Annotated in this window: 33 protein-coding genes; 27 read left to right on the forward strand and 6 right to left on the reverse strand. The window is 62.2% G+C overall.

Annotation, left to right across the window (positions count from 1 at the left end; all coding sequences use genetic code 11):
* Window positions 1-335 precede the first annotated feature (335 nt).
* From rplN to rplQ, 18 genes are all read left to right on the forward strand, one after another.
* The gene (gene rplN, locus AC1DSJ_RS19130; RefSeq protein WP_046807446.1) at window positions 336-704 is read left to right on the forward strand and encodes a 50S ribosomal protein L14; all 369 of its coding nucleotides are present in this window, start codon (window positions 336-338) and stop codon (window positions 702-704) included.
* An 11-nt stretch (window positions 705-715) separates the two neighbouring features.
* Window positions 716-1,036: a 50S ribosomal protein L24 gene (gene rplX / locus AC1DSJ_RS19135; RefSeq protein ID WP_054420847.1), complete on the forward strand. Its 321-nt coding sequence runs from the start codon at window positions 716-718 to the stop codon at window positions 1,034-1,036.
* 12 nt (window positions 1,037-1,048) lie between these two features.
* Complete coding sequence (gene rplE, locus AC1DSJ_RS19140) at window positions 1,049-1,588, forward strand: 50S ribosomal protein L5 (protein WP_054420846.1); 540 nt, start codon at window positions 1,049-1,051, stop codon at window positions 1,586-1,588.
* A gap of 12 nt (window positions 1,589-1,600) precedes the next feature.
* Complete coding sequence (gene rpsN / locus AC1DSJ_RS19145) at window positions 1,601-1,906, forward strand: 30S ribosomal protein S14 (RefSeq protein ID WP_006216527.1); 306 nt, start codon at window positions 1,601-1,603, stop codon at window positions 1,904-1,906.
* Window positions 1,907-1,916: 10 nt separating this feature from the next.
* On the forward strand, window positions 1,917-2,312 hold the full coding sequence (rpsH, locus tag AC1DSJ_RS19150; RefSeq protein ID WP_006216525.1) for a 30S ribosomal protein S8: 396 nt from the start codon (window positions 1,917-1,919) through the stop codon (window positions 2,310-2,312).
* Window positions 2,313-2,324: 12 nt separating this feature from the next.
* Window positions 2,325-2,858, forward strand: coding sequence for a 50S ribosomal protein L6 (rplF, locus tag AC1DSJ_RS19155; RefSeq protein ID WP_050728385.1), 534 nt, complete (start codon window positions 2,325-2,327; stop codon window positions 2,856-2,858).
* Window positions 2,859-2,879: 21 nt separating this feature from the next.
* A complete protein-coding gene (gene rplR / locus AC1DSJ_RS19160; protein ID WP_054420845.1) occupies window positions 2,880-3,245 on the forward strand; it encodes a 50S ribosomal protein L18 in 366 nt (121 codons plus the stop codon).
* A 15-nt stretch (window positions 3,246-3,260) separates the two neighbouring features.
* The gene (gene rpsE, locus AC1DSJ_RS19165; protein ID WP_006216521.1) at window positions 3,261-3,782 is read left to right on the forward strand and encodes a 30S ribosomal protein S5; all 522 of its coding nucleotides are present in this window, start codon (window positions 3,261-3,263) and stop codon (window positions 3,780-3,782) included.
* A 3-nt stretch (window positions 3,783-3,785) separates the two neighbouring features.
* Window positions 3,786-3,971, forward strand: coding sequence for a 50S ribosomal protein L30 (gene rpmD / locus AC1DSJ_RS19170; RefSeq protein ID WP_006216520.1), 186 nt, complete (start codon window positions 3,786-3,788; stop codon window positions 3,969-3,971).
* 9 nt (window positions 3,972-3,980) lie between these two features.
* Window positions 3,981-4,421, forward strand: coding sequence for a 50S ribosomal protein L15 (gene rplO, locus AC1DSJ_RS19175; protein WP_013397002.1), 441 nt, complete (start codon window positions 3,981-3,983; stop codon window positions 4,419-4,421).
* A gap of 14 nt (window positions 4,422-4,435) precedes the next feature.
* Window positions 4,436-5,761, forward strand: a complete 1,326-nt coding sequence (gene secY, locus AC1DSJ_RS19180) for a preprotein translocase subunit SecY (protein WP_054420844.1) — start codon at window positions 4,436-4,438, stop codon at window positions 5,759-5,761.
* An 8-nt stretch (window positions 5,762-5,769) separates the two neighbouring features.
* The gene (gene infA, locus AC1DSJ_RS19185; protein ID WP_003806927.1) at window positions 5,770-5,988 is read left to right on the forward strand and encodes a translation initiation factor IF-1; all 219 of its coding nucleotides are present in this window, start codon (window positions 5,770-5,772) and stop codon (window positions 5,986-5,988) included.
* Between the two features lie 34 nt (window positions 5,989-6,022).
* Window positions 6,023-6,136 carry a 50S ribosomal protein L36 gene (rpmJ, locus tag AC1DSJ_RS19190; protein WP_003806928.1) on the forward strand — a complete coding sequence of 38 codons (114 nt, stop codon included), beginning with the start codon at window positions 6,023-6,025 and terminating at the stop codon, window positions 6,134-6,136.
* 43 nt (window positions 6,137-6,179) lie between these two features.
* Window positions 6,180-6,545 carry a 30S ribosomal protein S13 gene (gene rpsM / locus AC1DSJ_RS19195; RefSeq protein ID WP_006216517.1) on the forward strand — a complete coding sequence of 122 codons (366 nt, stop codon included), beginning with the start codon at window positions 6,180-6,182 and terminating at the stop codon, window positions 6,543-6,545.
* Between the two features lie 15 nt (window positions 6,546-6,560).
* Window positions 6,561-6,962 (forward strand): 30S ribosomal protein S11, encoded by a 402-nt coding sequence (gene rpsK / locus AC1DSJ_RS19200; RefSeq protein WP_006216516.1) that lies wholly within the window; start codon window positions 6,561-6,563, stop codon window positions 6,960-6,962.
* 11 nt (window positions 6,963-6,973) lie between these two features.
* Window positions 6,974-7,597, forward strand: a complete 624-nt coding sequence (rpsD, locus tag AC1DSJ_RS19205; RefSeq protein WP_054420843.1) for a 30S ribosomal protein S4 — start codon at window positions 6,974-6,976, stop codon at window positions 7,595-7,597.
* A 214-nt stretch (window positions 7,598-7,811) separates the two neighbouring features.
* Complete coding sequence (locus AC1DSJ_RS19210; protein WP_476760370.1) at window positions 7,812-8,798, forward strand: DNA-directed RNA polymerase subunit alpha; 987 nt, start codon at window positions 7,812-7,814, stop codon at window positions 8,796-8,798.
* Window positions 8,799-8,982: 184 nt separating this feature from the next.
* Complete coding sequence (rplQ, locus tag AC1DSJ_RS19215; protein ID WP_006216513.1) at window positions 8,983-9,375, forward strand: 50S ribosomal protein L17; 393 nt, start codon at window positions 8,983-8,985, stop codon at window positions 9,373-9,375.
* Between the two features lie 146 nt (window positions 9,376-9,521).
* Here the strand turns inward: rplQ and AC1DSJ_RS19220 are convergent, their stop codons facing one another.
* The gene (locus AC1DSJ_RS19220; protein WP_054420842.1) at window positions 9,522-9,959 is read right to left on the reverse strand and encodes an HIT family protein; all 438 of its coding nucleotides are present in this window, start codon (window positions 9,957-9,959) and stop codon (window positions 9,522-9,524) included.
* A 122-nt stretch (window positions 9,960-10,081) separates the two neighbouring features.
* Between AC1DSJ_RS19220 and cutA the strand changes: the two genes are divergently transcribed.
* The 3 genes from cutA to AC1DSJ_RS19235 all read left to right on the forward strand — a co-directional run bounded on the left by cutA (window position 10,082) and on the right by AC1DSJ_RS19235 (window position 13,368).
* Window positions 10,082-10,429 (forward strand): divalent-cation tolerance protein CutA, encoded by a 348-nt coding sequence (gene cutA, locus AC1DSJ_RS19225; protein WP_054420841.1) that lies wholly within the window; start codon window positions 10,082-10,084, stop codon window positions 10,427-10,429.
* Between the two features lie 59 nt (window positions 10,430-10,488).
* Entirely contained in the window at window positions 10,489-12,357 is a 1,869-nt protein-coding gene (gene dsbD, locus AC1DSJ_RS19230) for a protein-disulfide reductase DsbD (protein WP_342066427.1), read from the forward strand.
* 129 nt (window positions 12,358-12,486) lie between these two features.
* Window positions 12,487-13,368, forward strand: a complete 882-nt coding sequence (locus AC1DSJ_RS19235) for a DMT family transporter (RefSeq protein ID WP_441371987.1) — start codon at window positions 12,487-12,489, stop codon at window positions 13,366-13,368.
* A 58-nt stretch (window positions 13,369-13,426) separates the two neighbouring features.
* On the opposite strand, the gene hemB is transcribed toward AC1DSJ_RS19235, so the two are convergent.
* Both hemB and yihA read right to left on the reverse strand, forming a co-directional pair.
* On the reverse strand, window positions 13,427-14,443 hold the full coding sequence (hemB, locus tag AC1DSJ_RS19240; RefSeq protein ID WP_054420840.1) for a porphobilinogen synthase: 1,017 nt from the start codon (window positions 14,441-14,443) through the stop codon (window positions 13,427-13,429).
* Window positions 14,440-15,063 carry a ribosome biogenesis GTP-binding protein YihA/YsxC gene (gene yihA, locus AC1DSJ_RS19245; protein WP_006216506.1) on the reverse strand — a complete coding sequence of 208 codons (624 nt, stop codon included), beginning with the start codon at window positions 15,061-15,063 and terminating at the stop codon, window positions 14,440-14,442. The genes hemB and yihA overlap by 4 nt, the downstream gene beginning before the upstream one ends.
* A 223-nt stretch (window positions 15,064-15,286) precedes the next feature.
* Here yihA and AC1DSJ_RS19250 point away from each other — a divergent pair, with 223 nt between their 5' ends.
* From AC1DSJ_RS19250 to ccsB, 3 genes are all read left to right on the forward strand, one after another.
* Entirely contained in the window at window positions 15,287-15,988 is a 702-nt protein-coding gene (locus AC1DSJ_RS19250; protein ID WP_100857537.1) for a c-type cytochrome, read from the forward strand.
* 119 nt (window positions 15,989-16,107) lie between these two features.
* The gene (locus AC1DSJ_RS19255) at window positions 16,108-18,186 is read left to right on the forward strand and encodes a cytochrome c biogenesis protein ResB (protein ID WP_427947837.1); all 2,079 of its coding nucleotides are present in this window, start codon (window positions 16,108-16,110) and stop codon (window positions 18,184-18,186) included.
* Window positions 18,187-18,194: 8 nt separating this feature from the next.
* The gene (gene ccsB, locus AC1DSJ_RS19260) at window positions 18,195-19,562 is read left to right on the forward strand and encodes a c-type cytochrome biogenesis protein CcsB (protein ID WP_441371928.1); all 1,368 of its coding nucleotides are present in this window, start codon (window positions 18,195-18,197) and stop codon (window positions 19,560-19,562) included.
* A 107-nt stretch (window positions 19,563-19,669) separates the two neighbouring features.
* Here ccsB and lysA read toward each other — a convergent pair whose 3' ends face one another.
* Window positions 19,670-20,962, reverse strand: a complete 1,293-nt coding sequence (lysA, locus tag AC1DSJ_RS19265) for a diaminopimelate decarboxylase (protein ID WP_342066417.1) — start codon at window positions 20,960-20,962, stop codon at window positions 19,670-19,672.
* Window positions 20,959-21,219, reverse strand: a complete 261-nt coding sequence (gene lptM, locus AC1DSJ_RS19270; RefSeq protein ID WP_346552557.1) for an LPS translocon maturation chaperone LptM — start codon at window positions 21,217-21,219, stop codon at window positions 20,959-20,961. The genes lysA and lptM overlap by 4 nt, the downstream gene beginning before the upstream one ends.
* Between lptM and cyaY the strand changes: the two genes are divergently transcribed.
* Window positions 21,170-21,499 carry an iron donor protein CyaY gene (cyaY, locus tag AC1DSJ_RS19275; RefSeq protein ID WP_054420836.1) on the forward strand — a complete coding sequence of 110 codons (330 nt, stop codon included), beginning with the start codon at window positions 21,170-21,172 and terminating at the stop codon, window positions 21,497-21,499. The genes lptM and cyaY overlap by 50 nt on opposite strands.
* A gap of 127 nt (window positions 21,500-21,626) precedes the next feature.
* On the opposite strand, the gene AC1DSJ_RS19280 is transcribed toward cyaY, so the two are convergent.
* Window positions 21,627-22,307, reverse strand: a complete 681-nt coding sequence (locus tag AC1DSJ_RS19280) for a GntR family transcriptional regulator (protein ID WP_054421363.1) — start codon at window positions 22,305-22,307, stop codon at window positions 21,627-21,629.
* Between the two features lie 318 nt (window positions 22,308-22,625).
* Between AC1DSJ_RS19280 and hydA the strand changes: the two genes are divergently transcribed.
* Together hydA and AC1DSJ_RS19290 are read left to right on the forward strand one after the other, a co-directional pair.
* Entirely contained in the window at window positions 22,626-24,074 is a 1,449-nt protein-coding gene (hydA, locus tag AC1DSJ_RS19285) for a dihydropyrimidinase (RefSeq protein ID WP_427947833.1), read from the forward strand.
* Between the two features lie 48 nt (window positions 24,075-24,122).
* Window positions 24,123-25,565 (forward strand): amidohydrolase family protein, encoded by a 1,443-nt coding sequence (locus AC1DSJ_RS19290; protein WP_054420834.1) that lies wholly within the window; start codon window positions 24,123-24,125, stop codon window positions 25,563-25,565.
* Window positions 25,566-25,609 lie beyond the last annotated feature (44 nt).

Consider the following 25,609-nt stretch of genomic DNA (forward strand, 5'->3'; position numbering starts at 1 on the left):
CCGTTCCCCTTATAGGGGAGCGTGGTCTTTTGTGCGCCGTTCCAACAAAGTACTTGCGCTCAAAATTTAACCACGCTAGAATGATCAGCTTTCCCAGATTGTCGATTGAGTTAAGGAAAAATTAGCTCATCGAGTTGGGGGAATACCCGCAGGATTTCAACCCAGGGTCGTTGCGTTGCCAACCCGTTGCAGAGGTAGAGCGAAAGCTCTAGGTCTACAACACAAAAGCAGGGCGGCAGACCTGACGGGACCAAAACTGGCAGGAATTGCAGAGTTCCTCGGGGGGAAAACCCCGGGAAAACAGTATTTCCAGTTAAGTTGGAACAGGAAAAATCATGATCCAAATGCAGACCACGCTGGACGTGGCCGATAACACTGGTGCGCGTCATGTCATGTGCATTAAGGTGCTCGGTGGCTCCAAGCGCCGTTATGCCGGTATCGGCGACATCATCAAGGTGAGCGTCAAAGATGCGGCTCCGCGCGGACGCGTCAAGAAAGGCGAAATTTACAATGCCGTGGTGGTTCGTACCGCCAAGGGCGTGCGCCGTAAAGACGGTTCGCTGATTAAGTTCGGTGGCAATGCCGCCGTATTGCTCAACGCCAAGCTGGAGCCCATCGGCACCCGCATCTTCGGACCCGTTACGCGTGAACTGCGTACCGAGAAGTTCATGAAGATCGTGTCGTTGGCCCCGGAAGTGCTGTAAGGAGCCCTACGATGAACAACATTCGTAAAGGCGACGAAGTCATCGTCCTGACCGGCCGCGACAAGAAGCGTCGCGGTACCGTGCTGGCTCGCGTCGATGCCGACCACGTCCTGGTCGAAGGCGTCAACGTTGCCAAGAAGCACGTCAAAGCCAACCCGATGGCTAACAACCCGGGCGGGATTGTCGAAAAGACCATGCCGATCCACATCTCGAATGTGGCGCTCTTCAACCCCGCAACCGGTCGTGCCGACCGCGTGGGCGTTCAAGAAGTCGAAGGTCGCAAGGTCCGCGTGTTCCGTTCCAATGGTGCCGTTGTCGGCGCCAAGGCGTAAGGGGCGATAGACATGTCTCGTTTGCAAGATTTCTACAAGAGCAAGGTCGCTGCCGACCTGCAGGCCAAGTTTGGCTACAAGAGCGTCATGGAAGTGCCGCGCATCACCAAGATCACCCTGAACATGGGTGTCTCGGAAGCCGTGTCCGATAAGAAGGTTATCGAACACGCGGTGTCGGACCTGACCAAGATCGCTGGCCAAAAGCCTGTCGTGACGAAGACCAAGAAGGCTATCGCCGGTTTCAAGATCCGCGAAAACTACCCGATTGGTTGCATGGTCACGCTGCGTGGTCAACGCATGTACGAATTCCTGGATCGCCTCGTTGCGGTCGCGCTGCCTCGCGTGCGTGACTTCCGTGGTATCTCGGGTCGTGCGTTTGACGGCCGCGGCAACTACAACATCGGGGTGAAAGAGCAAATCATTTTCCCCGAAATCGAGTACGACAAGATCGACGCGCTGCGTGGGCTGAACATCAGCATCACCACCTCCGCGAAGACCGACGAAGAAGCCAAGGCGCTGTTGACGGCCTTCAGCTTCCCGTTCCGTAACTAAGGGGCTGATGACGTGGCTAAACTTTCCCTCATCAATCGCGACATCAAGCGCGCCAAGCTGGCTGACAAGTTCGCTGCCAAGCGCGCTGAGTTGAAGGCGATCATCGACGACCAGTCGAAGACCGACGAAGAACGTTACCAAGCTCGGCTCAAGCTGCAACAGCTGCCGCGCAATGCCAATCCGACGCGCCAACGTAACCGTTGCGTGGTCACCGGTCGTCCGCGCGGCGTGTTCCGCAAGTTCGGCCTGACGCGTCACAAACTGCGTGAAATGGCGATGAAGGGCGAAATCCCCGGCATCACCAAGGCCAGCTGGTAGGAGATACATTATGAGCATGAGCGATCCCATCGCCGATATGCTGACCCGCATTCGCAATGCGCAGCAAGTGGACAAAGTTACGGTGAGCATGCCCTCCTCGAAGCTGAAGGCAGCTATTGCTGCTGTGCTGAAAGACGAAGGCTACATCGACAGCTTTGAAATCAAGGGCACCCAGGCCAAGCCTGAGCTCGAGATCACCCTGAAGTACTACGCTGGCCGTCCGGTTATCGAGCGCATTGAACGCGTTTCGCGCCCCGGTCTGCGTATCTACAAGGGCCGTACCAGCATTCCTCAGGTCATGAACGGCCTGGGCGTGGCTATCGTTTCGACCTCGCGCGGCGTCATGACCGACCGTAAGGCTCGCGCCAACGGCGTCGGCGGCGAAGTGCTGTGCTACGTGGCCTAAGGAGAAATTCGAATGTCACGTATCGCTAAGTATCCGGTCGAACTGCCCAAGGGTGTCGAAGCTGACATCAAGCAGGATCAGATCACTGTCAAGGGCCCGTTGGGCACCCTGACTCAAGCCCTGACTGGCGACGTCACGGTTGCGATGGACGAAGGCAAGCTCACGTTTGCCGCCGCCAACGAAACTCGTCACGCCAATGCCATGTCGGGTACCGTGCGCGCTCTGGTGGCCAATATGGTTACCGGCGTGAGCAAGGGCTTCGAGCGCAAGCTGACCCTGGTTGGCGTGGGTTACCGCGCCTCGATCCAAGGCGATGCCGTTAAGCTGCAGCTCGGTTTCTCGCACGACGTTTTGCATCAGTTGCCGGCCGGTATCAAGGCCGAATGCCCCACCCAGACGGAAATCGTCATCAAGGGCGCCAACAAGCAAGTCGTCGGTCAGATGGCCGCTGAAATCCGCGCGTACCGCGAACCCGAACCCTACAAGGGCAAGGGTGTGCGTTACTCGGACGAACGCGTCGTCATCAAAGAAACCAAGAAGAAATAACGGCGCACGCAAGGACGAATCATGGACAAAAAAGTTTCCCGTTTGCGTCGTGCGGTTCCGACCCGCCGGAAGATCAACGAGCTGCGCGTTCACCGCCTCTCGGTCTTCCGCTCGAACCAGCACATCTACGCCAACATCATTTCGCCGGAAGGCGATCGCGTTCTGGTCAGCGCCTCGACGGTGGAAGCCGAAGTGCGTGCGCAACTGGCCGGCCAAACCGGTCAGGGTGGCAACACTGCCGCTGCTTCGCTGGTTGGCAAGCGCGTGGCCGAAAAGGCCAAGGCTGCCGGTATTGAACTGGTCGCTTTCGATCGCTCGGGCTTTCGTTACCATGGCCGCGTGAAAGCGCTGGCCGATGCCGCGCGTGAAGCCGGCCTGAAGTTCTAAGCGAGGATCTGTCAAATGGCTAAAGTACAAGGCAAGAACGCCGCGGAAAAAGAGAACGATGACGGCCTCCGCGAAAAGATGATCGCGGTCAACCGCGTGAGCAAAGTGGTCAAGGGTGGTCGCACCATGAGCTTTGCCGCGCTGACCGTGGTTGGCGATGGCGATGGTCGCGTCGGCATGGGTAAGGGCAAGGCGCGTGAAGTGCCGGTGTCCGTTCAGAAGGCAATGGAACAAGCCCGCCGCGGCATGTTCAAGGTTGCGCTGAAGAACGGCACGCTGCACCACACCGTGGTTGGCAAGCATGGCGCCGCTACCGTGCTGATCTCGCCCGCTGCTGAAGGTACTGGCGTTATCGCCGGCGGCCCGATGCGCGCTATTTTTGAAGTGATGGGTGTGCGTAACGTGGTTGCCAAGAGCCTGGGCTCGAGCAACCCCTACAACATGGTTCGCGCCACGTTGAACGGTCTGCGCGCTTCCCTGACCCCGGCCGATGTTGCTGCCAAGCGCGGCAAGTCGGTCGAAGAAATCCTGGGGTAAATCATGGCTCAGAAGCAGATCAAAGTGACCCTCGTGCGCTCGGTGATCGGTACCAAGCAATCGCACCGTGATACGGTTCGCGGTTTGGGCTTGGGCCGCATCAACAGCAGCCGCGTGTTGGTCGATACGCCCGAGGTGCGTGGGATGATCCGTAAGGTGGATTATCTCGTTTCCGTCTCGGAAGCCTAAGGAATCACCATGTCGGATATGCAACTTAATTCGCTGAAGCCCGCTGAGGGCAGCAAGCACGCCAAGCGCCGCGTCGGCCGTGGCATCGGTTCGGGTCTGGGTAAAACCGCCGGCCGTGGTCACAAGGGCCAGAAGTCGCGCTCGGGCGGTTTCCATAAGGTTGGCTTCGAAGGCGGTCAAATGCCGCTGCAGCGTCGTCTGCCCAAGCGTGGTTTCACCCCGCTCGGTCAACACCTGTACGCCGAAGTTCGTCTGTCGGACCTGCAAGCCCTGCCCATCGACGAAGTCGACGTGCAAGTGCTCAAGGCGGCTGGCGTGATTGGCCAGGCGGTTCGTTACGCCAAGGTCATCAAGTCGGGTGAACTCTCGCGCAAGGTCGTGCTCAAGGGCATTACCGCGACGGCCGGCGCTCGCGCCGCCATCGAAGGCGCGGGCGGCTCGCTTGCTTGATCATGAGGTGACGAGTGGCTAACGCGCAGGCATTAGGCAAAACCGGAGCACGGTACGGTGATTTGAAGCGCCGTCTTGTGTTCCTGGTGCTCGCCCTGGTGGTTTACCGTTTGGGTACACACATCCCCGTACCGGGTATTAATCCGGATGCGCTGGCGGACTTGTTCCGTCAGAACCAGGGCGGGATCCTGGGCCTGTTCAACATGTTCTCGGGCGGGGCGCTCTCGCGTTTCTCGATTTTTGCCCTGGGGATCATGCCGTACATATCGGCATCCATCATCATGCAGTTGATGTCGGTGGTGGTGCCGTCGCTGGAAGCGCTCAAGAAAGAGGGCGAGTCCGGACGTCGGAAGATTACCCAATACACCCGCTACGGCACAGTCGTGCTGGCGCTGGTGCAAGCAGTGGGCATTTCGGTAGCGTTGGAGTCCCAGCAGGGACTGGTGATCGATCCGGGTATGCTGTTTCGCTTCACGACCATTGTGACCCTGGTCACTGGCACCATGTTCGTCATGTGGCTGGGTGAACAGATCACTGAACGTGGTCTTGGCAACGGGATTTCCATCCTGATCTTCGCAGGTATCGTTGCGGGTCTGCCCGCGGCGCTGGCTGCACTGTTGGACCTGGTCCGCACCAACGCGATGTCCGTGCTTTCGGCACTGTTCATTGTGGCTCTGGTGGTGCTGGTTACCGCTTTTGTGGTGTTCGTGGAACGCGGACAGCGCAAGATCACGGTGAACTACGCCAAGCGTCAGGTCGGCAACAAGGTCTACGGTGGTCAAAGCTCGCATTTGCCGCTGAAGCTGAACATGGCAGGGGTGATTCCGCCGATCTTCGCATCGTCGATCATTCTGTTCCCGGCCACGATCACGAGCTGGTTTTCCAGCAGTGAGAACATGCGCTGGCTTAGCGATCTGGCTGCGGCCCTGTCGCCTCGTCAACCGCTCTACATCACGCTGTATTCCGTCGCGATTATTTTCTTCTGCTTTTTCTACACGGCTCTGGTGTTCAACAGCCGCGAAACGGCGGACAACCTGAAGAAGAGTGGTGCGTTTGTTCCGGGTATTCGTCCGGGCGAGCAAACGGCGCGCTACATCGACAAGATCCTGATGCGTCTGACGCTCGCGGGTGCCTTGTACATCACTTTGGTGTGCCTGTTGCCTGAATTCTTGGTGATGCGCTGGAACGTTCCTTTCTACTTCGGTGGTACGTCTCTGTTGATTATTGTGGTGGTGACGATGGATTTCATGGCACAGGTTCAGGCCTACATGATGTCTCACCAGTACGACTCGTTGCTCAAGAAGGCTAACTTCAAGGGCGCGGGTTTGCCGATGCGGTAAGCAAAAGAATGTCCAAGGACGACGTCATTCAGATGCAAGGCGAGGTTCTTGAGAACCTCCCGAACGCGACATTTCGCGTCAAGCTCGAAAACGGCCACGTGGTGTTGGGCCATATTTCCGGCAAGATGCGTATGCATTACATCCGGATCCTGCCGGGTGACAAGGTCACAGTGGAGCTCACGCCCTATGATCTGACGCGAGCCAGGATAGTTTTCCGCTCCAAATGAGCGGAACCGGATTACGGAAAATTAGGAGTCAACCATGAAAGTAATGGCATCGGTTAAGCGGATCTGCCGCAACTGCAAAGTTATCAAACGTCACGGCGTGGTGCGTGTTATCTGCACCGACCCGCGTCACAAGCAGCGTCAAGGCTAACTCGGGTTAGCGACTACGCAACAGATTTATTCAAGGAATAGTCATGGCCCGTATTGCTGGCATTAACATCCCGCCGCAACAGCACGCCGAGATCGGACTGACCGCCATTTTTGGCATTGGTCGTACGCGCGCTCGCAAAATTTGCGAAGCGGCAAACGTACCCTTTGACAAAAAGGTCAAGGATCTGAACGACGCTGAATTGGAACGCGTCCGCGAACATGTTGGTTTGTTCACGGTTGAAGGCGACCTGCGTCGTGAAGTACAGCTCTCGATCAAGCGTTTGATCGACCTGGGAACCTACCGCGGTATGCGTCACAAGCGCGGTTTGCCCGTGCGCGGCCAGCGCACTCGCACCAACGCCCGGACCCGTAAGGGCCCGCGTCGTGCTGCTGCGTCCCTGAAGAAATAATCGAGGAACTGGATTATGGCGAAAGCTTCCACCAGCGGCGCTTCGCGCGTGCGCAAAAAGGTTAAGAAGAACGTCTCGGACGGCATCGCGCACGTTCACGCTTCGTTCAACAACACCATCATCACCATCACCGACCGTCAGGGCAACGCTTTGTCGTGGGCCACTTCGGGTGGTGCTGGTTTCAAGGGTTCGCGTAAGTCGACCCCGTTTGCCGCGCAAGTCGCCGCTGAAACGGCTGGCCGCGTCGCGCTGGAATACGGCATCAAGACGCTGGAAGTGCGCATCAAGGGCCCCGGTCCTGGCCGCGAATCGTCTGTCCGCGCTCTGAACGCGCTGGGCATCAAGATTTCGTCCATCGCCGACATCACGCCCGTTCCGCACAACGGCTGCCGTCCGCCGAAGCGTCGTCGTATCTAAAGGGAATCCACATGGCACGTTATATTGGACCCAAATGCAAGCTCTCGCGCCGCGAGGGTACTGACCTGTTCCTGAAGAGCGCCCGTCGCTCGCTGGATTCCAAGTGCAAGCTGGATTCCAAGCCTGGCCAACACGGCCGCACTTCGGGTGCCCGCACTTCCGACTACGGCCTGCAGCTGCGCGAAAAGCAAAAGCTGAAGCGCATGTACGGCGTGCTGGAAAAGCAATTCCGCAAGTACTTCGCTGAAGCAGAGCGTCGCCGTGGCAACACCGGCGAAACCCTGATCCAGCTGCTGGAATCGCGCCTGGACAACGTCGTCTACCGCATGGGCTTCGGCTCGACGCGCGCCGAAGCTCGCCAGCTGGTCAGCCACCGCGCCATCGAACTGAACGGCCACACGGCTGACATCGCTTCGATGCTGGTCAAGGCTGGTGACGTCATCTCGATCCGTGAAAAGGCCAAGAAGCAAGGCCGTATCAAGGAATCGCTCGACCTGGCCACCAGCATCGGCATCCCCCAATGGGTGGAAGTCGACGCGACCAAGCTGACCGGTACGTTCAAGTCGGCTCCCGACCGCGCTGACGTCGCTCGCGACATCAACGAATCGATGGTCGTCGAACTGTACTCGCGTTAATCAGGTCGGCCGGCGCCTCCTTCGCAGGTGTGCCGGCTACTGGTCCCGCGACCCGTTTGCACGTCTCGCAGCAGCCCGCTTTCCGCCTTTTGGTGGGGCGGGCTTTGCGGTAAGTATCGGCTGGCGTTTTCGCGCCGTCCGAGTTTCATGTTTCACCCTGTCCATCAGCCTTATCGGTGTAACGAGCCGAGGGTATTGAAAAGGAACACAGTAAATGTCCACTCAAGGTTTCCTGAAGCCGCGCTCCATTGAAGTCGAACCGGTCGGCACGCACCATGCCAAGRTCGTGATGGAGCCGTTCGAGCGTGGCTACGGTCACACGCTGGGCAACGCCCTGCGCCGCATCCTGCTGTCTTCGATGACCGGCTACGCGCCGACCGAAGTCCAAATGACGGGCGTGGTGCACGAATACTCGACCATCCCGGGCGTTCGCGAAGATGTCGTCGACATCCTCTTGAACCTGAAGGGCGTGGTCTTCAAGCTGCACAATCGCGACGAAGTGACCCTGGTTCTGCGCAAGACCGGCGCGGGCACCGTGCTGGCCAGCGACATCGAACTGCCGCACGACGTCGAGATCATCAACCCCGGCCATGCCATCTGCAACCTGACGGACGCAGGCAAGCTGGAAATGCAGATCAAGGTTGAAAAGGGCCGCGGCTACGTGCCGGGCAACGTGCGCGCGCTGTCGGAAGACCGCACCCACACCATCGGCCGCATCGTTCTGGACGCTTCGTTCAGCCCGGTTCGCCGCGTCAGCTACGCGGTGGAAAGCGCCCGCGTGGAACAGCGCACCGACCTGGACAAGCTGGTTCTGGACATCGAAACCAACGGCGTTATTTCGCCCGAGGAAGCGGTGCGCCAGTCGGCTCGCATCCTGATGGACCAGATCTCGGTCTTCGCTGCTCTGGAAGGTGCTGGCGATTCGTACGAAGCGCCGGTCCGCGGCACGCCGCAGATCGACCCGGTCCTGCTGCGTCCGGTCGACGACCTGGAACTGACCGTGCGTTCGGCCAACTGCCTGAAGGCCGAAAACATCTACTACATCGGCGACCTGATCCAGCGTACCGAAAACGAGCTGCTCAAGACCCCGAACCTGGGTCGCAAGTCGCTCAACGAAATCAAGGAAGTTCTGGCTGCACGTGGTCTGACTCTGGGCATGAAGCTCGAGAACTGGCCGCCCCTGGGCCTCGAGCGTCCCTAAGCTTTAAACAGGTGGCGCCTCAGAAATGGGGCGTCTCCTGCAACGCCCGGCAACCCCGCCGGGCGGTTTGCGAATTCGTCGTAAAATGCACCGTTTTCTACCGGACCGCGGCCTGATTGCAGGTTGATAGAAGAGCCGGCAACCCGATGGCGAACGCCATCTTTAGATTCAAAGGAAACTTATCATGCGTCACGGTAATGGCTTGCGTAAGCTCAACCGCACCAGCAGTCACCGTCTTGCCATGTTCCGCAACATGGCCGTTTCGTTGATCACCCACGAAGCCATCAAGACCACGCTGCCGAAGGCGAAAGAATTGCGCCGCGTCATCGAACCCCTGATCACGCTGGGCAAAGAGCCCACGCTGGCGAACAAGCGTCTGGCATTTGCCCGTCTGCGCGATCGCGATGCGGTGGTGAAGCTGTTTGCCGAAATCGGCCCGCGCTACGCGGCCCGTAACGGTGGCTACACCCGCGTGCTGAAGATGGGCTTCCGTCAAGGCGACAACGCTCCCATGGCTTTCATGGAACTGGTTGACCGTCCGGAAGTTGATGAAGCCGCTGCGGACAGCGCCGAGTAATTCTCGGTAGCTCGATAAGCGACAAGGGCGGGTCTTCGGACCCGCCCTTGTTTTATTTGCGCGTTCGATCCGCACGCGCGATCTGTACGAGCGATCTGTACGAGCGATTTGCTCACCCGATCTGCACGCCCGCCACGGGCTTCAAATCACGAAGCGTGCAACTCCCCCCGCAACTCGGCTGCGGTAGCCGCCAGGGCCTCCTGAGGCGGTTGGGGCGGCATCTTGAACGTCAGGTTCTGCTGTTCGATGTATTGCGTGGACGTGACGTCCTGCGTGTGATGCATCGGGATGACGTGCGCGTGCGTGTGCGCTACGTGGATCCCGGTGAACGCAAACCCTACCCGTTCCACGCCATAAAGGCGCTTCATGTGGCGCCCCAGCTTCTGCCCCAGGTTCACGATATGCCCCGCTAGGTCGGCCGGCATGTCTTCGTAGTACGGGTAATGCTGTTTGGGAATGATGAGCGTATGGCCGGGACGCACGGGCTGGATGTCCAGGAAGGCCATCAGGCGGTCGTCTTCGTGAATGATGTGCGCGGGAATCTCGTGCCGGGCGATCCGGCAGAACAAGCAGTTATCGGTCATGCAAGCCTCGGTGAAAACGGGTGGCATGAAGCTGAACGCGCTTCCGGCAGTTCCGGACGGCGGCGGCAATACCGATAAAATACCTCGACTACCATCCCACACGGGTATCCCAAGGAGGCTCCATGTTGCGCGATGACGACGTCGTGCTGGTCATCAGCAATGCGCCGGATCTGTTGCTGGCCAAGCGCATCGCGCATGTGCTGGTCGAAGACGGATTGGCCGCTTGTGTGAACCTTGGCGCGCCCGGCCTGTCCATCTACCTGTGGAATGGAACGGTCGAGGGGACGGAAGAAGTCCCCATCCACATCAAGACCACTTACGCGCGCCATCAAGCTGTTGTTCAGGCCCTGGCGCAGATGCATCCCTATGATGTGCCCGAAATCATCGTGCTGCCGGTCATTGGCGGCGCGGCGCCCTACCTGGATTGGGTGCGCGAGCAGACGGCCGTCACGAATAACAAGAGAGACTGATGTTGCAACTTGCCGGTATTGTCGGCGCGCCCTCGCGCCCGATTCACGCCACGCGCGCGATGCGCGCCCTGCTCAGGCACTGCCTGATGTTTTTGGCGACGGCGCTGTTGCTGCTGGGCTGGCAGGCGGCCGCCCAGGCCGACACCGAATTCCTCGAACCCGAAAAAGCCTTTGTGTTCAGCGCCCAGATGGCCGCGCCGGACACGCTGGAGCTGCGGTACAAGGTCGCCCCGGGCTACTACATGTACCGCGAGCGCTTCGGCATCACGATCAGCCCGGCTGGCGCCACGACACTGGGTGAGGCCGTCTACCCCAAGGGCGAGGTCAAGTACGACCCGACCTTTGAGAAAGACATGGAGGTCTTCCACAAGGACGTCGTGATCCGCGTGCCGGTGGGCGCGGGCAATCAACCCTTCACGCTGACCCTGACCGGGCAAGGCTGTGCAGACGCGGGCTTGTGCTATCCGCCGATGGACAGCAGCGTCAAGCTCACGCCGGTGGCGGGGGGCTACGCGGTGGCGGGCGGGGCCGCAACAGGCGGAGCATCATCGTCTGCCTCAACATCGAGCACATCGTCGGGCGGACTTGGCGCACTGTTCACCGCAGGCGACACCGGCTTGGCCGATGCGCTGGGTGGCCTGGGCTGGATCAAGACCGCCGGCGTCTTCCTGGTGCTGGGACTGTTGCTGGCGTTCACGCCCTGCGTGTTGCCGATGATTCCGATCTTGTCGTCGATTGTGCTGGGCGGCGTGGCGCAGCCCAGGCCCTCGCGCGGCCGCGGGCTGGCGCTGGCCGCCACGTATGTGCTGGGCATGTCGGTGGTTTACACCGCGTTGGGCGTGGCTGCGGGCCTAAGTGGCGCGGGGCTGGCTGCGTGGTTGCAGACGCCCTGGATTCTGACGCTGTTCGCCTTGTTGCTGACCGTGTTGGCGCTGGCGATGTTCGACGTTTTCACCTTCCAGATGCCCTCGGGCATCCAGGCCAAACTGTCTGACCGTTCCTCGCGGGTGCCTGGCGGCCGCTACACGGGCGCGCTGGTGATGGGCGCCTTGTCCGCACTGATTGTCGGGCCTTGCGTGGCCGCACCCTTGGCTGGCGCACTGCTGTATATCTCGCAGACGGGGGATGTCGTGCTGGGCGCGGCGGCGCTGTTCGCCATGGCCTGGGGCATGGGCGTGCCGCTCTTGATCGTGGGCGCATCGTCCGGCGCCTTGCTGCCCAAGGCGGGCCCGTGGATGGATGGCGTCAAGCGCCTGTTCGGCATGCTGCTGCTGGGCACCGCCTGGTGGATGCTGATTCCCGTGGTGCCGACGTGGGTGCAGATGACCGGCTGGGCGTTCCTGGCGATCGTCTCCGCGGTAATGCTGCGCGCCTTTGACGCCTTGCCCGCGGGGGCAGGGGCCGCGCGCATGTTCGGCAAGGGCCTGGGCTTGCTGCTGGCGCTGGCTGCCGCAGCGTGGCTGATCGGCGCGGCAAGCGGCGGACGCGATGTGCTGCAACCGTTGTCGCACTTCGCCGCGCGCGCGGATGGCCAGGCGGGCGTGGCGGGCGCCACCGCCACAAAGGGCGATGTCCACTTTACGCGGGTACGCAACAACGCCGAGCTGGACGCGCTGCTGGCGCAAAGCCGCCAACCGGTGATGCTGGATTTCTATGCCGACTGGTGCGTGTCGTGCCGCGAGATGGAGCGTTTCACGTTCACCGACCCCGGCGTCGCGCAACGCATGTCGGGCATGCTGCTGGTGCAGGCTGACGTGACGGCCAACAACGCCGATGACCGCGCCTTGCTCAAGCGCTTCCGCTTGTTCGGCCCGCCCGGAATCATGTTCTTTGAACCCGGCGGCAAAGAGCTGCCCGATGCGCGCGTCGTGGGTTTCCAGGATGCCAAGCGCTTCACGGAATCGCTGGATAAGGTGCTGGTGCGCTGACGCGCGGACGTATACCATGGCTGCTGCGCCGCGTGGGCGGCGCACCACCCTCCCATCAGGCCGGCGCCCGTGACGTCCCCAACAGTTGATGCAAGCCAGGACCCGCAAGGTCTTATCTATCTTCAATTGATGTTCGTCATGGCCACCTGGGGCCTGAACATCGTCTCCATCAAGTACCTCACGCAACACATGGACATCCAGGCGCTTGCCGCCGTTCGGATCGTCATTGCGTTCATCACCGTCACCCTGATCATCAAGGCGCGCCGCGGCCGCATCCCCAAGCTGGGCCGCGTGCAGCTGGGCTGGGTGGCGCTGGCCGGCTTTCTAGTGGTGTACGCGCACCAGGTTGCGCTGGTGTCGGGGCTGCGCTTTTCATCGGCGGCCAACGGCACGCTGATCATGGCCACCAGCCCCTTGCTGTCGGCGTTGCTGGCGGCGCTTTTCTATCGCGAAAAACTCACGCTGGTGCGGATCTCGGGCGCCTTGCTGGGCCTGCTTGGCGTGGGCATGGTTGTGGCCGGTAGTGGCGCGCAATTCGGCCTGACGGGCTGGGGCGACGCCATCGTGTTCGTGGCTGTGCTGGTGTTCGTGTTCGGCGGGCTCGTGATTCAACGCATGTCGCGTTCCATGGACCCGCTGGGCATGCTCTGGTACATGTACCTGGCGGGCGGGCTGATGCTGGTTGTGCATGCGGCGATCACGCCGTCGTCTTACCAGACCGATACGTGGCAGATGACGGGCTGGCCGTGGATCGTGCTGCTGTTCTCGGCGGTGATTGCCTCGGGCGTCAGCAACATCATCTGGAATGCCGGCATCGCGCGGCTGGGCATCAGCCGCGCGGCCTTGTTCGTGAACTGGCTGCCGATCTTCGGGCTGCTGTTTGCGTCACTGTTTCTGGACGAACACGTCACGCTGACCCATGTGATGGGCCTTGCTTGCGTGCTGGGCGGAACGTATCTGGGATTGCGCCGCAGTGCGCCTGTGGCAAGCCAGCCAGGCGACATGCGCTGATCCCGCGCGATGACGGGACAGGCCCGGACCGCACGCCCGAGCCTGTCTTGCCGCGCAATCAGCGCTGGGCTTTCAGCAGCTTGGCCGCTTCGATCGCGAAGTAGGTCAGGATGCCGTCGGCGCCCGCGCGCTTGAACGCGAGCAGCGCTTCCATCATGACCTTGTCGTGGTCCAGCCAGCCATTGGCGGCGGCGGCCTTGATCATCGCGTATTCACCGCTGACCTGATAGGCGAAGGTCGGCACGCGGAACGTGTCCTTCACGCGGCGCAGCACGTCCAGATACGGCATGCCGGGCTTGACCATGACCATGTCGGCGCCTTCCTGCAAGTCGGCGGCGACTTCGCGCAGCGCTTCGTCGAGGTTGCCCGGGTCCATCTGGTAAGCCATTTTGTTGGACTTGCCCAGGTTCGTCGCCGAGCCCACGGCGTCGCGGAACGGGCCGTAGAACGCGCTGGCGTACTTGGCCGAGTAGGCCATGATCTGCGTGTGGATGTGGCCGTTGTCTTCCAGCGCGCGGCGCACGGCGCCAATGCGGCCGTCCATCATGTCGCTGGGCGCAACCATGTCAACGCCGGCGGCGGCTTGCGTCAGCGCCTGCTTGACCAGGATTTCAACCGTGATCTCGTTGATGACGTAGCCGTTTTCGTCGATGACGCCGTCCTGGCCGTGGCTGGTGTAGGGGTCCAGCGCCACATCGCACAGGATGCCGAGCTCGGGGAAACGCTTTTTCAGTTCGCCAACCACGCGCGGAATCAGGCCGCGCGGATTGGTCGCTTCGATGCCGTCGGGCGTCTTCAAAGACGGGTCGATGACGGGGAACAGCGCCATCACCGGAATGCCCAATTCCACACATTGCTCAGCCACCGGCAACAGCGTGTCCAGCGAATAGCGGACCACGCCGGGCAGCGACGGCACGGCTTGCTGCACGCCTGTGCCATCGGCGACGAAGACGGGGTAGATCAGGTCATTGACCGTCAGCGCGTTCTCGCGCACCAGGCGGCGGGTGAAGTCGTCGCGGCGCAGGCGGCGAGGGCGGGAAACCGGAAACTCGGGGGTGATGATCTGCGGGTTCATGATTCGACCTTGGGGGAAATCCAATTTTCGATATGGGCGCCGGCCTCTTCCAGACCGATGCGCTCGGGCGCCGAGAAAGGAATGGTGTGCAGGGCGCCGATATCCGCCAGGTCCTTGCGGACCGAGAAGACGGTTCGCATGCGCTGGCCATAAGGCAGTTTGTCGGCCTTGGTCAGCAGCGCCAGCACGGGGCGTCCGGTGGGGGCGATGAAGTTGGCCAGGCGGCGGTCAAGCTCGGTGACGCCGCGGCGGATGTCGATCAGCAGCACGATGCCCGCAAGCGATTCGCGATCGCGCAGATAGCCGCCGAGAATGTCCGCCCACTTTTCTTTTTCATTGCGGGCGACAGACGCGTAGCCGTAGCCGGGCAAGTCGACGAGAAAACCGATGTGACCTTCCGGGTCCAACGGGTCGGGCAAGCCGAACATATTGATCAAGCGCGTGCGGCCCGGCGTCTTGCTGGAAAACGCAAGACGGCGCTGGTTGCACAGCACGTTGATTGCCGTGGATTTGCCGGCGTTCGAGCGGCCGACAAAGCAGACCTCGGGAGCGCCGGCGGCCGGCAACTGGTCGAGGCGAGCTGCGGAGGTAAGGAAGGAGGCGCGATGTAGGAGGGACACGGATGGGCTTTGGATACGGTTGGTTTCGAGCCCTATTGTATAATCCGGCGTTTGCAACAGTGGTCCCCGTGCGCGGAGCCGTCTTTTTTGCTTACTGTTTAGGTTGTTTTCCGCAACTTGGCAGGCAGAACGGGCAAATGAGGTTCGATACGGTATTCCAGGGTGTGCGGGGCAGGCGTGGGCGCCTTTTTGCGCCTTGATCGATGTGATCGTCGAGGTCTTCATGAAGCGTGTGCTGTCCCGGATGTTGGTTGCGAGCGGGCTGTTGCTCGGCGCCTCCGCCTTCTCTACACCCAGTTTCGCCGCTGACGGCGCTGCGGGCCCGGCCAAGCCAGATGCCGCCAAGGGCGGTCAGCTGTTTGACCAAGGCGACGCCTCAAGAGGCATCATCGCCTGTGCGTCCTGTCATGGCGCGGCGGGCAACAGCACCATCCCGGTGAACCCTAACCTGGCCGCGCAACCCCACGAATACCTGGCCAAGCAATTGGCGGATTTCCAGATCAAGCAGGGTGCGAAGCTGCCGGTACGTAACGGCGCGGGCGGCAACCCCACCCCGATGACGGCCATGGCGCAGAACCTGACGCCGGCCGACATGCAGAACATCGCGCTTTACCTGGCGCAGCAGCCTCTCAAGGAGCCCGCCACGGCAGGCCAGGAGAAACTGGTTGATCTGGGTCAGAAGATCTGGCGCGGCGGTTTGCCTGAACGCAACGTCCCGGCTTGCGCGGCGTGCCACTCTGCCAATGGCGCGGGCATGCCCGCCCAGTACCCCCGCTTGTCGGGGCAGTTCCCCATGTACATCGAAGAGCAGCTCAAGCTGTTCCGCAGCGGCGACCGCAAGAACGACATCATGTTCGCGATCGCGGATCGCATGTCGGACGCCGATATCAAGGCGGTGTCGGACTACGCGGCTGGCCTGCGGTAGGCGAAAGCCCGCAACACGCGCGGCTGGTCCGCGTTCATGCAACTTGGGCGTGACGGAACCTGATTCCGTTGCGCGCTGTCTATGAGGGGGGTAGCCGATTGCGCGGCCCCCCTTTTTTCATGAATTCAACACGAACCCATACCCGACCCTCCCTGCGCAGCCTGCCCCGCGACTTCTTCGAACTGCTGGGTTCGATGCGTTTCGCCGTCAGCCTGCTGATGTTCATCTGCGTGGCGAGCCTGGTCGGGACCGTGTTGCAGCAGAACCGCTCGTCCAACAACTACATCGATCAATTCGGCCCGTTCTGGTACGAAGTGTTCGACAAATTCTCGATCTGGCACGTCTACAACAGCTGGTGGTTCTTGGTGATCATGGGGTTCCTGGTCGTGTCTACCTCGGTCTGCCTGATCCGCAATGCGCCCAAGATGCTGCGCGATGCGCGTTCGTTCCGCGAGCATGTGCGGGCAAGCAGCCTGCGCGCCTTCCCGCATCGCGTGGAAACCCAGGAACCCACCGATGTGCCGCAAACCGCGGCCGGTTTGAAACTGCTGCTGGAACGCTTGGGTTACGCGGTGCGCCAACGGCAGGACAGCGACGGCGTGCTGCTGGCGGCCAAGAAAGGCAGCGCCAACCGCCTGGGCTATGTGTTTGCGCACGCAGCCATGGTCATCATCTGTATCGGCGGCTTGCTCGATAGCGAATTGCCGGTGCGTTTGCAGGTGATGTTCGGCGGCAAGCAGCCGATTGTCGACAACATGCTGATTTCCGAAGTACCCGAAAGCGGGCGCCTGTCGGTCAATAACCCGAGCTTTCGCGCCAGCGTGCTGGTGCCTGAAGGCGGCCAGGCCAGCACGGCGGTTGTGATGGTGGGTGATGGCGCGCTGGTGCAGCCGATGCCCTTCACGCTGAAGCTGAAGAAATTCGTTGTCGACTACTACTCCACCGGCATGCCCAGCCGCTTCGCCAGCGAAGTGGAAGTGACCGACCCCGACACCGGCAAGACGTTCGATTCCACCATCGAAGTCAACGAGCCGCTGCGCTTCAAGGGCATGACCGTTTATCAGTCCAGCTTCGATGACGGCGGCAGCACGGTCGTCTTGAAGGGCTACCCGCTGGTAGGTTCCAACGCCGCCACGTTCAACGTCAACGGCACCGTGGGCAAGACCAGTGAAGTCACCGCCAGCACCACGGGCGGCCCGCGCAGCATGGGCGTCGAGATCACGGCCATGCGCCCGATCAACGTTGAAGACCTGACGCGTGGCGACCCCAAGGGCGCCAACCAGAGCTTTGCCGAGCATGTGGCGTCGGTCTCCGGCAGCGCTGCGGGCAAGAAAAACGAGAACCTGCGCAACGTGGGTCCCAGCGTCGAATACAAGCTGATCGACGACGCGGGCCAGGCGCACGAATTCCAGAACTACATGCTGCCCATGCAGCTGGATGGCGCCAGCGTGTTCCTGGCTGGCGTGCGCAACAACGCCGCCGAACCGTTCCGCTACCTGCGTATTCCGGCGGACGACGACAGCTCGATCGCCGAGTTCATGCGCCTGCGCGCCACACTCGCCGACCCGGCAGCACGCCAGGAAGCCGCGCGCCGCTTCGCCGAGCGCAACAGCCCGTCAGGCGCCGACCGCCAGCCCTTGCAGACGGCCGCTGAGCGCGCGCTGGAGACCTTCGCATCGGGTGGCCTGCAAGCCGTGGCGGCTTTCCTGCAAGCCAATACGCCCGCCGCCGACCTGGAGCGCGCGGCTGACGTGGTGATCCGCCTGATCGGCGCCAGCATGAATGAATTGCGCGCCATTGAGCGCGAGCGCGCCGGCCTGCCCGCCGTGGCGGTCGAAGGCCCCGAAGGCGAACGCGCCGCCGTGTGGTCGCGTCTGGCCGTGGCGGCGTTGTCGGACCTGACGGTCTACCCCGCGCCCGTCTTCCTGTCGCTGGCGGATTTCAACCACGTGCAGGCCAGTGTGTTCCAAGTGAGCCGCACGCCGGGCAAGAACACGGTCTACCTGGGCAGCCTGTTGCTGGTCCTGGGGGTGTTCTCGATGTTCTATATTCGAGACCGCCGCGTCTGGATCTGGGTCAAGCCGCAAGGTAACGGCAGCAGCGTCCTGGCGGCCATGACGTCCCAGAAGCGTACACTCGACTTCAATCAAGAGTTCGAACGCTTCAAGCAGGCGCTGCTGCGCCAGAACCGGTCTTAAGGTTTTTTATGTCGACTACGACCACCACGCATCCTTCCTCACCGGACACGCTCGCCGCGTCGCCCGACACGCTCTGGCAAGACAGATTGTCGGAAACCGGCGACAGCCGCGCCCGGCGCGGCAAGCCTGACTGGACCGATGTCGTTTTCTTCCTGTTGCTGGCAGTGGGCGCGGGTTTCGCGCTGACCCGCTACGGCAACGCGATGGATTACTACGAGAAGATCATTCTCTGCGGCACCGTGCCCGCACTGGCCTGGATGGGCTGGCTGTGGCGTCCGATGCGCCACCTGATGATCGCCTGTGCGATCTCGTCGGGGCTGGCGTTGATGCTGTACGGCAACGACCTTGCCCGCGCCGAGCAGGTGTTCTTCCTGAAGTATCTGTTCTCGTCCCAGTCAGCCATTTTGTGGATGAGCGCGCTCTTCGCGCTGGCCATGGTCTGCTACTGGATCGGCGTGTTCAGCCCCACGGCCGCATGGCTGGGGACGGCGCTGACCTGGGGCGCAGTCTTCGCGGGCGTCACCGGCCTCTTGGTGCGTTGGCGCGAAGGCCATCTGATGGGCCCGGACCTGGGCCACATCCCGGTCAGCAACCTGTACGAAGTGTTCGTGCTGTTCTCGCTGATCACGGCGCTGTTCTACCTGTACTACGAACGCAAATACGCGACCCGCGCGCTGGGCGGCTTCGTGCTGCTGGTGGTGACGTCCGCCGTCGTGTTCCTGCTCTGGTATTCGTTCACGCGGGATGCGGGGCAGATCCAGCCCTTGGTGCCCGCGCTGAAAAGCTGGTGGATGAAGCTGCACGTGCCAGCCAACTTCATCGGCTATGGCACGTTCTCGCTGGCGGCGATGGTGGGTTTCGCGTACCTCGTCAAGCAACATGGTCAGACTACGTCATGGGCCAAGCTGGCGCCGCTGTTCGTGTTGGGCGTGCTGCTGTGCGCCGAACCGATGGTGTTTCGCACCGATGGCCTGTCGGCCACCTGGATGCTGTACTTCGGCGTGGGGGCGGTGATTGTGGGCGCCATCTTGCTGGGCCGCCGCCGCATTGCGGCCGCGCTGCCCTCGCTTGAGGTGCTGGACGACATCATGTATCGCGCCATCGCGATCGGCTTCGCCTTCTTCACCGTCGCAACCATTCTGGGCGCGCTGTGGGCCGCGGATGCCTGGGGCGCGTACTGGCAGTGGGACCCGAAGGAAACCTGGGCGCTGATCGTGTGGCTGAACTACGCGGCATGGCTGCACATGCGCCTGATCAAGGGCCTGCGCGGCACCATGGCGGCCTACTGGGCGCTGATGGGGCTGCTGATCACCGGCTTCGCATTCCTGGGCGTGAACATGTTCCTGTCGGGCCTGCACTCGTACGGGCAGCTGTAATTCCGGATCGCGTCTTGCGGCGTGCTGCCGATGACGGAAAGGGAAAAGAGAAAGGCCCCGCGAGGGGCCTTTTTCATTGGGGGCAACACGCACTGCGCGGGTTGCGTTCAAGGCAGTGTGGATTCGCCGCGCAGCAGATCGTCCAGCGTCTCGCGTTGGCGCACCACGTGGTAATTGGCCCCGTCCACCATCACCTCAGCGGCGCGGGCGCGCGTGTTGTAGTTGCTGGCCATCGCCATGCTGTAAGCGCCTGCGGATTCCACCGCCAGCACATCGCCTTGCTGGATGGCCAGTTTGCGCTGCCGGGCCAGCCAGTCGGCGCTTTCGCACACCGGGCCGACGATGTCGTATTCCACCTGATCGCCGGCGCGCGGGCGCAGCGGCTGCACGCCATGGAACGCCTCGTAGAGCGCGGGGCGCAGCAGGTCGTTCATGGCGGCGTCGACAATGGCGAAGTTGCGCGCTTCGGCGTGCTTCAGATATTGCACCGTAGTCAGCAGCACCCCCGCATTGCCCACCAGCGAACGGCCTGGTTCCAGCACCAGGTGCAGGTGCCCCTGGCCGCGCGCGTTCAGGCGTTCAAACACGCGGTCAAGCAGCGCCTGGGGTGACGGGGGCGTCTCATCCGTGTAGCGGATGCCCAGGCCACCGCCCAGGTCCAGATGGGCGATGCGGATGCCTTCCTGATCCAGCGCGTCGATCAGGTCCAGCAACTTTTCCAGCGCATCGAAATAGGGGCTGATGTCGGTCAGCTGTGAACCGATATGGCAATCGACGCCCACGATGTCCAGGCCCGGCAAAGACTGCGCGACGCGATAGACGTCCAGCGCGGATTCAATGGCAATGCCGAACTTGTTTTCTTTCAGGCCGGTGGAAATGTAGGGATGCGTCTGCGCGTCCACATCGGGGTTCACACGCAGCGACACGGGGGCGCGCACGCCCAGTTCTTCAGCCACGTCGGACAAGCGGTGCAGCTCGGCTTCGGACTCGACGTTGAAGCACTTCACCTGGGCCGCCAGCGCAGCGCGCATTTCCCAGGCTTGTTTGCCTACGCCGGAAAACACAATCTTGGAGGGATCGGCGCCCACCGCCAGCGCGCGCTTGAGTTCGCCGCCGGACACGATGTCAAAGCCCGCGCCCAGCCGTGCGAATTCCTTCAGCACCGCCAGGTTCGAATTGGCCTTCATGCCGTAGCAGACCAGGACGGGGCGTTGCCCAATGGCGCTGCGGTAGGTTTCCCAGGCGCCTTTGAGCGCTGCGCGGGAATAGACGTAGAGCGGTGTGCCTAGCCCATGCGCCAGATGGTCCAGCGGCACATCCTCGGCGTACAGTACGTTGTTGCGGTACTGGAAGTAAGGGTGGCCGGCCAGTTCTGGCGGCGTGGGGAAGGCGGCGGTCATGGGATCGATGGCGCGGGCGGGATTTGCGATGCCGGCGTTTGCGACCGCGTGGGCGGCTTGCCGTCAGGGGTCGGCATATACAAAGGCCCCTTGTACCCGCAGGCCGCGACCATGCCGGAGGCCACGAGCGTGGCTACAATGCGAAGAGCCATGCGGCTGAATGCCAATTGGAACACTGGGAACTCCGTAATTCTTGCAGGCTCGATTATGACCGAAACCGAATTTCTTGCGTTGATCGACCAGGTGCTGGACAGCATCGAAAGCCAGGCCGATGACTGGGCGGCTTCGCTCGACGTCGACGTTGAAACCAGCCGCAGCGGCAATGTGCTGACAATGGTTTTTGAAGACAATACCCACGTCGTCGTGAACAGCCAGGCTGCCATGCAGGAGCTGTGGGTCGCCGCGCGCAGCGGTGGCTTTCACTACCGCTATGACGGCCAGCACTGGAACGATACCCGAGGCGGCCCGCAGATGCCGGACGCCTTGTCTCAAATCTGTTCCGCCGCGGCGGGCGTGCCCGTTACGCTGAAACTATAAAGCTGGCGTGTCCGGTCAGTAAAAAATAGGCCGGCCGCCATAGTCCGGCTTTTCAGGTGCCAAGAAGCCCCGGGTTTTACCCCCCGGGGCTTTTCGTTATTTTCGCTGGGGCATGGGTCAAGGTGGGTCAGAATTTGAAGACTTCTTCCAGATCCACCGATTCTTCCACCGATTCCAGCTTCACGCTTTGTTCGATGTGCTCCAGATGATGCAGCGTCAGTTCCTCGGCGCGCTGGGCGTCACGCGCAGCGATGGCTTCGGTAATGAGCTCGTGTTCGTCGTCGCGGCAGCTGGTGGCGGTGGGCAGGTTGTACAGAAAGATGACCAGGCAGGTCAGCGTGGACAGCTCGCGCATGGTGCGCGCCAGTTCGCCGTTGCCCGCCAGCTCGCTCAGCAGAATATGAAATTCGCCCGCCAGCCGGATGATGGCGCGCTTGTCGTCGCGCTTGCGGGCATCGTGTTCCAACAGGACGTGCTCGCGCAGGCGCGCCAGCTTCTCGGGCGTAAGGTTCTGCGTCAGGCGCCGCACGACGGCAGGCTCTATCAGTCGGCGCGCCTCGAAGACGTCACGCGCTTTTTCGATGGACGGCTTGGCGACGTAGGCGCCGCGCTGGGGGAATAGTTCGACGATCTGTTCGTGGGCCAGGCGCGCGAGAACCTCGCGGATGCGCGGCCGGCTGACTTCAAAGATTTCGGCCAGACGCTCTTCGACCAGCTTGGTGCCGGGCTTGAGGCGGTTGTCCAGGATGGCGCGGTAGATGCGCTCGTAGATGCCGGTGACCGAGTTTTCGCGTTTGTCTGATGCCATGGGCTCGTTCTTGGTTTGCGCGTGAGAAGCCAGGGCGGGATCGCCGCCGTGGGTAATGAGCAGTCGCTTGCCGCTTGTAGGCCGCATGTTGCCAGCAACATGGCGGATGAACGTGAAGATACCCGATCAGCCGCCGCCGTTGGACAAGGCCCGCCAGCCAGCGCCCAAAATAATGTTAACAATTCAGCCGTGAAATGTATATTTCAGGGTAATCACTAGCGTAATCATTTTTGTATTCGGCCTAGAATCCGCTCACAACATGCCCATCCCGCCACGCCTTCGCGGCAGGGGAAGGGCGGATCAGACGGGCTGACGCATATGACGAAGCAAGGTTTTGATCTGGTGCTGCGTGACGCGGTGCTGGCAACGGCTGGCGATACCTGTCGCGCGGATCTGGGGATCGTGGACGGCCGCATCGTGCAGATCGGCCGCGGCTTGGCGCCGGGCATGTGTGAAATCGATGTGGCCGGACGAGTGGTCACGCCCGGCGGCATCGATGCCCATTGCCACCTGGACCAGCCGATGGCGCCGCCCGTGAAGTTGGCGGATGACTTTTTTACCGGTACGCGCTCGGCCGCCTGCGGGGGCACGACCACCGTGATCCCCTTCGCGGCGCAGCGCAAGGGCGCGACGGTGCAGGCGGCCATCGACGATTACCACCAGCGCGCCGGCGGCCGAGCCTGCGTGGACTATGCGTTTCACCTGATCCTGACCGACCCTACGCCGACCGTGCTGGCTGAAGAGCTGCCGCGCCTGATAGAGGCCGGCTACAGCTCGTTCAAGCTGTATATGACGTACGACGCGCTGAAGTTGTCCGACGCCCAGATCCTGGACGTGCTGGACGTGGCGCGCGTGCATGGCGGCATGGCGATGATCCATGCCGAGAACTCCGACTGCATCGCCTGGCTGACGCGCCGGCTGGAGGCGTCGGGCCGCACGGCGCCGCGGTTTCATGCCGTTTCGCGGCCGATGCTGGTGGAGCGCGAGGGCGCGCATCGCGCGATCGCTCTGTCCGAGCTCATCGACGTGCCCATCCTGCTGGTGCACATCTCGGGCGGCGAAGCGGTTGCGCAAATCCGCGAGGCGCGCGCCAAGGGCCTGAATGTCTATGCCGAAACCTGCCCGCAGTACCTCTTGCTGACCGCCGCGGATCTTGGCACGGACGACAGCTATTTCGGCGCGCGCTGCGTGTGCAGCCCACCGCCGCGCGACAAGTCCAGCCAGGAGCAGATCTGGCAGGGGCTGGCAGACGGCCTTTTCACGGTGTTTTCGTCTGACCACTCGCCATTCAACCTGACGGGCGAGGACGGCAAGACGCCCGGCGGCCAAGAAGTGGCATTCCGTCATATTCCGAATGGCATCCCCGGCATCGAAACGCGCATGCCGTTGCTGTATTCCGAAGGGGTGTTGGCCGGTCGTATCAGCCTGAACCGCTTCGTAGAGCTGACCGCCACCCAGCCGGCGCGCGCCTATGGCCTGTACCCGCGAAAGGGCACGCTGGCCATCGGCAGCGATGCCGACCTGGTGATCTGGGAAGAGCGTGAATTCACGCTCGCCAATGAACACCTGCACCACGCGGTGGACTACACGCCGTACGCGGGCATGACGCTGCGGGCGTGGCCCGCGATGACGCTGCTGCGTGGACAAGTCGTTTGGGACGGCAAGCGCTTTACGGGCGCGCCGGGTCAAGGAGAGTTTTTGCCGCGCGGGCTGCCCAGCCTGGCGCCGCCAAGCGCCCGCAAGGGCACGCGGCCAGACTGGCGCTAACGCAACGCGCCACATGGACACTCGAAAATCATTTCGGAGGAAATTGCGTTGAAGACTACCTTGATCAAGAACGCCGAATTCGTGGTTGCCTGGGACGACACGCGCCAGCAGCACGTCTACATGAAGAACGCCGACGTGGCGTTTGCGGACGGCCGTATCACGCACGTCGGGGCGGGGGCGCAGGCGGCCACGCCGGATGCGCAAATCGTCAGCGGCAGCGGCATGATGGTGATGCCGGGTCTGGTGGACATCCACAGCCATCTGGTGCACGAACCCATCAACAAGGGCTACACGGACGAAACCGGGTCACCGGGCCTGTACAACTCGAATCTGTACGAGTACATGCCCACGATGGAAGGCGACGACGAAGCCGCGCCCGCGCAGCTGACGCTGGCCGCCGCCGAACTGCTGATGTCGGGCGTGACGACCGTCGTGGACATGTCGGTCGCGCACGAGCACTGGATCGACATCATGGTGCAAAGCGGCCTGCGGGCTTATATCGCGCCCATGTTCCGCTCGGCGCGCTGGTACACGCGCAACGGCCATGTGGTGGAGTACGACTGGAACGAGAAGGCCGGCGAGGCGGGCATGGAGCGCGCGCTGGCGCTGATCGACAAGGCCGAGGCGCACGAGTGCGGCCGCCTGACGGGCATGCTGGTGCCCGCGCAGATCGACACCTGCACGCCCGAACTGCTGAAGGCCAGTCATCAAGAGGCGAAGCGTCGCGGCATTGGCTGGCAGACACATGCCGCACAGTCGCTTCCGGAATTCCACGAAATCACGCGCCGCCATGGGCTTACACCCGTTCAGTGGCTGCACAGCCTGGGCGTGTTGGACCCCGGCAGCATCGTGGGCCACGGCATCTTTGTGGACGACCATCCGAATACGCACTGGGGCACGGCGACCGACCTGTCCATCCTGTCCGAAACGGGCGCCAGCGTGGCGCATTGCCCCACGGTCTTCATGCGCCGGGGCATGGCGCTGCGCGACTTTGGGCGCTATCGACGCGCGGGCATCAACCTGGGTATCGGCACGGATACCTATCCGCACAACATGATCGAGGAAATGCGCCACGTGGGTTACCTGGCTCGCTTGATGGCGCAAACACCGCGCGCGGTCACCACCGGCGAAGTGTTCCACGCCGCGACGGTTGGCGGCGCGAAGGCGCTGGGCCGAGAAGACCTGGGCCGCATCGCGGTGGGCGCGCGCGCCGACCTCGTGATGGTGGACATGACGCATCACTTGATGCGCCCGTCGCGCGATCCGGTGCGCAGTCTGGTTTACGCCGCTGCGGACCGCGCCGTGCACACCGTGTACATCGACGGCCGCCGCGTGCTGCACGAAGGGCAGGTGCACTCGCTGGATTACCGCAAGGCCGCCGAGCAGGTGGACGAGGCCCAGCGCCGCGCCGAGGCGTTGGTGCCTTCGCGCGATCTGGTGGCCGGCCGCAGCGCCCAACAGATGTCGCCGCTGTCATTTGACGTTGTGTGACCTGATCGCAACTCCATCCGAAGGGCCGGCACAGGCCCCGTTCT

This window comes from Achromobacter sp. 01N37, from assembly GCF_056399725.1.

Bases quoted from the DNA above. Each gene is read 5' to 3' on its own strand.
- AC1DSJ_RS19235 (WP_441371987.1), top strand. From the start codon at position 12,487: ATGTTCGTCATGGCCACCTGGGGCCTGAACATCGTCTCCATCAAGTAC.
- hydA (WP_427947833.1), top strand. From the start codon at position 22,626: ATGACGAAGCAAGGTTTTGATCTGGTGCTGCGTGACGCGGTGCTGGCA.
- rplF (WP_050728385.1), top strand. From the start codon at position 2,325: ATGTCACGTATCGCTAAGTATCCGGTCGAACTGCCCAAGGGTGTCGAA.
- rpsD (WP_054420843.1), top strand. From the start codon at position 6,974: ATGGCACGTTATATTGGACCCAAATGCAAGCTCTCGCGCCGCGAGGGT.
- rplO (WP_013397002.1), top strand. From the start codon at position 3,981: ATGTCGGATATGCAACTTAATTCGCTGAAGCCCGCTGAGGGCAGCAAG.
- rpsE (WP_006216521.1), top strand. From the start codon at position 3,261: ATGGCTAAAGTACAAGGCAAGAACGCCGCGGAAAAAGAGAACGATGAC.
- AC1DSJ_RS19250 (WP_100857537.1), top strand. From the start codon at position 15,287: ATGAAGCGTGTGCTGTCCCGGATGTTGGTTGCGAGCGGGCTGTTGCTC.
- rpsM (WP_006216517.1), top strand. From the start codon at position 6,180: ATGGCCCGTATTGCTGGCATTAACATCCCGCCGCAACAGCACGCCGAG.
- AC1DSJ_RS19220 (WP_054420842.1), bottom strand. From the start codon at position 9,959: ATGACCGATAACTGCTTGTTCTGCCGGATCGCCCGGCACGAGATTCCC.
- rplN (WP_046807446.1), top strand. From the start codon at position 336: ATGATCCAAATGCAGACCACGCTGGACGTGGCCGATAACACTGGTGCG.
- cyaY (WP_054420836.1), top strand. From the start codon at position 21,170: ATGACCGAAACCGAATTTCTTGCGTTGATCGACCAGGTGCTGGACAGC.
- infA (WP_003806927.1), top strand. From the start codon at position 5,770: ATGTCCAAGGACGACGTCATTCAGATGCAAGGCGAGGTTCTTGAGAAC.
- rpsK (WP_006216516.1), top strand. From the start codon at position 6,561: ATGGCGAAAGCTTCCACCAGCGGCGCTTCGCGCGTGCGCAAAAAGGTT.
- rplX (WP_054420847.1), top strand. From the start codon at position 716: ATGAACAACATTCGTAAAGGCGACGAAGTCATCGTCCTGACCGGCCGC.
- rpmD (WP_006216520.1), top strand. From the start codon at position 3,786: ATGGCTCAGAAGCAGATCAAAGTGACCCTCGTGCGCTCGGTGATCGGT.
- rplE (WP_054420846.1), top strand. From the start codon at position 1,049: ATGTCTCGTTTGCAAGATTTCTACAAGAGCAAGGTCGCTGCCGACCTG.
- AC1DSJ_RS19280 (WP_054421363.1), bottom strand. From the start codon at position 22,307: ATGGCATCAGACAAACGCGAAAACTCGGTCACCGGCATCTACGAGCGC.
- rpsH (WP_006216525.1), top strand. From the start codon at position 1,917: ATGAGCATGAGCGATCCCATCGCCGATATGCTGACCCGCATTCGCAAT.
- hemB (WP_054420840.1), bottom strand. From the start codon at position 14,443: ATGAACCCGCAGATCATCACCCCCGAGTTTCCGGTTTCCCGCCCTCGC.
- dsbD (WP_342066427.1), top strand. From the start codon at position 10,489: ATGCGCGCCCTGCTCAGGCACTGCCTGATGTTTTTGGCGACGGCGCTG.
- lptM (WP_346552557.1), bottom strand. From the start codon at position 21,219: ATGCTGTCCAGCACCTGGTCGATCAACGCAAGAAATTCGGTTTCGGTC.
- rplR (WP_054420845.1), top strand. From the start codon at position 2,880: ATGGACAAAAAAGTTTCCCGTTTGCGTCGTGCGGTTCCGACCCGCCGG.
- cutA (WP_054420841.1), top strand. From the start codon at position 10,082: ATGTTGCGCGATGACGACGTCGTGCTGGTCATCAGCAATGCGCCGGAT.
- lysA (WP_342066417.1), bottom strand. From the start codon at position 20,962: ATGACCGCCGCCTTCCCCACGCCGCCAGAACTGGCCGGCCACCCTTAC.
- ccsB (WP_441371928.1), top strand. From the start codon at position 18,195: ATGTCGACTACGACCACCACGCATCCTTCCTCACCGGACACGCTCGCC.
- rplQ (WP_006216513.1), top strand. From the start codon at position 8,983: ATGCGTCACGGTAATGGCTTGCGTAAGCTCAACCGCACCAGCAGTCAC.
- rpmJ (WP_003806928.1), top strand. From the start codon at position 6,023: ATGAAAGTAATGGCATCGGTTAAGCGGATCTGCCGCAACTGCAAAGTT.
- AC1DSJ_RS19255 (WP_427947837.1), top strand. From the start codon at position 16,108: ATGAATTCAACACGAACCCATACCCGACCCTCCCTGCGCAGCCTGCCC.